This is a genomic window from Cupriavidus sp. 21MJTG02-4 (assembly GCF_057798975.1).
Genome location: NZ_JBYOJP010000047.1, coordinates 1 through 2,966, shown reverse-complemented (window position 1 = coordinate 2,966; position 2,966 = coordinate 1). Strand labels below are relative to the sequence as shown.

Sequence of the window (2,966 nt, the reverse complement as noted above, 5' to 3'; positions counted from 1 at the left end):
TGAAGCTCCCGTCGGCGTGGGCGATCTGTAGTTCCTCGAACAGTCGCGGCACCCGCAGATAGAGCGCAGAGAATCCCTGCCGACAGGCCTGCTGGGCAAACGCACAGGCCAGCCAGGACTTGCCGGCGCCGGTCGAAGCGGAGACATATTGCCCGTGAACAGCCTGTTCGCGAGGTGCAAATTTACTATCCATATGACCCGCGGGCTGGGTCCGTCGTCGCTGTTGTCGGTGACGTTTGCCTTGGTGAGGAATGCTACCTGATTGTTTTGCAGGACGATGGCACGCGTGCGCATATCCCGCAGTGGATGGCGCTTCCGTCGGCGGCGAGCCTGACAGTGCACACGCCGCCGCGAATTTCGTTGCAAGGCCTGGCAACGCTGCGCATGGAACTCGACGGAGTCTTATCCTCGATCTCTGGTGCCATAGCCGAACCAGGAGGTCTCGATGAAGCGCAGCGAAGTTCAGGAGCAAGCCGACCTATTCAGCAACATGCCGGCACCGCCGGCGATGACGACCCTACAGCTCCATCACGACGAACTCGTCGACCTGATCGGAAGGCTCTTGTGGGAAGTAGTTCAAGGTCCAACCGCACGGGCAAGCAAGGAGAACATTCATGAGCAAAATCAGCGCTGACCACTTGGCTCGCGCAGCTTATGTCTACGTCCGGCAATCCACGGCCGACCAACTGCGGCATAACCACGAGAGCCGTCGCCGGCAATACGCGCTGGCGGAGCGAGCTCGCACACTGGGCTGGTCCGAAGTTGTTGTCATCGACGACGACCTTGGCGTTTCGGCTGGCGGCGAGGCTCGACCTGGCTTTGAGCGACTCCTTGCTGCGATCTGCAGCGGCTGCGTTGGCGCAGTCGTCTCCATCGAGGCATCGCGCCTGGGGCGCAACGGTCGGGATTGGCATACGCTGCTCGAGTTTTGTGCTCTGGTGGGAAGTGTCATTGTCGACGAGGAAGGCGTCTACGATCCTCGAAGCGCCAACGACCGGCTGTTACTCGGCATGAAGGGGACGATGTCGGAGATGGAGCTGTCATTGTTGCGTCAGCGCTCGGTAGAGGCGCTCAAACTCAAAGCCGCGCGCGGTGAGCTGCATAGCGTGGTGGCCATCGGTTTCGTGCGCACCCACGATGACCGCATCGAGATGGATCCGGACCTGCGTATCCGCGAGGCGCTCAGAGCAGTCTTCAACAAGTTCGCCGAACTTCGAAGTGTTCGCCAGGTGATGCTGTGGTTCCGGGAGGAATCGATCAGTTTGCCTGCTGCTGTACGGGGGCCAGACGGGCGTAACGTGCTATGGAGGGCACCGGTCTACAACACGGTCCTGCACATCCTGACCAACCCCGTCTATGCGGGGGCCTATGCCTTCGGACGCACCGAGACCCGTGTTCGCGTCGAAGCGGGTCGCAAGCACGTCGTGCGGGGCGTTCGTCGCGAACGGGATCAGTGGCAGGTCTTGATCACGGAGCATCACGAGGGCTATATTGACTGGCAAACTTACGAACATAACCAGCGAGTGATTGCCGACAACACCAACATGAAGGGAGAGATGGCACGCGGGGCCCTGCGCAAGGGCGAGGCTTTGCTTTCCGGCCTGCTGCGTTGCGGACATTGCGGACGCAAGCTGCATGTGGGCTATTGCGGCAAGGATGGCAACACAAGCCGGTACCTCTGCCGCGGGGCTACTCTCAACCACGGTGCGTCGGGCAAATGCATTGCATTCGGTTCAATGCGCATCGATCAAGGTGTCAGCGCTGAGGTGTTGCGCCTGCTGCAGCCCGTAGGCGTCGAGGCCGCGCTACACGCTATCGAACAGTGCGCCAGCCAAGGCCATTCTAGGCAGCGTCAAGTCGAACTCGCGCTCGAGCAGTCGCGTTTCGAGGCCGCGAGAGCGCAGCGGCAATTCGACGCCGTCGACCCCGGCAATCGACTAGTCACCGGCGAGCTCGAACGGCGCTGGAACGAGCGGCTGGCCGCTGTCGCGCAACTCGAAGCCGAACTTGCAAAGATGGACTCTCAGCGTGAGCCTGACATGACGCCGCAGCGACGGCAGGCGCTGCTCGATCTCGGTGCCGACTTACCACGGGCATGGGAACATCCGAACGCAGGTAACGAATCGCGCAAGCGAATCTTGCGAGCGGTCATCAAGGAGATTGTCGTTCGCGTCACGGATACTCAACTCGAGCTGATGGTGCATTGGCAAGGTGGCGATCACACCGAGCTCAACATCATCAGGAATCGCTCTGGTAAGCATCGCTGGACGACCACTGTCGAAGTCGAACAGCTGGTGACGGAGCTGGCTCGGTTACTGCCGGACAGTGGCATTGCATCGCTGCTCAACCGGCTGGGGCATCGTACAGGCAAGGGGCATACGTGGACGGAGGCGAGCGTGAGGTCGTTTCGTGGAAGTCATCATGTCGCCGTCTACCGGACGGGCGAGCGTCAGGAGCGCGGCGAGCTTACGCTCGAACAGACGGCTGAAGCACTGAAGATCAGCCACATGACGGTCCTTCGCATGATTGAGGCCGGCAAATTGTCAGCTCGACAGGTTTGCAAAGGCGCGCCTTGGGTCATTAAGCGCAGCGATGTGGAGCAGCTCGATGCCCGAAGAGCCCAACAAACCGGGTCAACAAGTCCGCTATCAGCGGATCCGGATCAGATTCCCCTTCAATTTCAATGACGTATTGAGGTGTGCATCATGTCGCATAGTCGGTCGCCCCGGTCAGGATGAGGCTCTGAGCATTGCGGATCCAGTCGCAACTGGCCAGGGTGGCGACCAGCCGCTGGTCAAGGCCGCGGCTGCCGTCATAGACCACATCCTCGAGGCATGCTTGGGTGTGCTTGAGCTTGGCCGTGCGCAGCAGCCGCTCCAGGCGCCGGGTGTCGCGCCAAGCAATCTCCCGGTCGACCAGCATGGAGAAGCGTTCCTCGAACGGCAGGCTGGAGCTGGCGGCCAGGA

The 2,966-nt window shown here is 61.1% G+C and carries 2 protein-coding genes and 2 pseudogenes; 2 read left to right on the top strand and 2 right to left on the bottom strand.

The genetic code is table 11. The annotated features are described in order from the left end of the window. Window positions 1–145 (bottom strand): annotated as a pseudogene (locus AC3FKH_RS34380) (ATP-binding protein); the annotation flags it as partial. A gap of 300 nt (window positions 146–445) precedes the next feature. Here AC3FKH_RS34380 and AC3FKH_RS34375 point away from each other — a divergent pair. Next, the gene (locus AC3FKH_RS34375; RefSeq protein ID WP_488680146.1) at window positions 446–634 is read left to right on the top strand and encodes a hypothetical protein; all 189 of its coding nucleotides are present in this window, start codon (window positions 446–448) and stop codon (window positions 632–634) included. Further along, entirely contained in the window at window positions 615–2,687 is a 2,073-nt protein-coding gene (locus AC3FKH_RS34370; protein ID WP_488680144.1) for a recombinase family protein, read from the top strand. Before AC3FKH_RS34375 ends, AC3FKH_RS34370 begins: the two co-directional genes overlap by 20 nt. A gap of 31 nt (window positions 2,688–2,718) precedes the next feature. On the opposite strand, the pseudogene AC3FKH_RS34365 reads toward AC3FKH_RS34370, so the two are convergent. After that, window positions 2,719–2,966 (bottom strand): annotated as a pseudogene (locus AC3FKH_RS34365) (ATP-binding protein); the annotation flags it as partial.

Bases quoted from the DNA above. Each gene is read 5' to 3' on its own strand.
- AC3FKH_RS34375 (WP_488680146.1), top strand. From the start codon at position 446: ATGAAGCGCAGCGAAGTTCAGGAGCAAGCCGACCTATTCAGCAACATG.
- AC3FKH_RS34370 (WP_488680144.1), top strand. From the start codon at position 615: ATGAGCAAAATCAGCGCTGACCACTTGGCTCGCGCAGCTTATGTCTAC.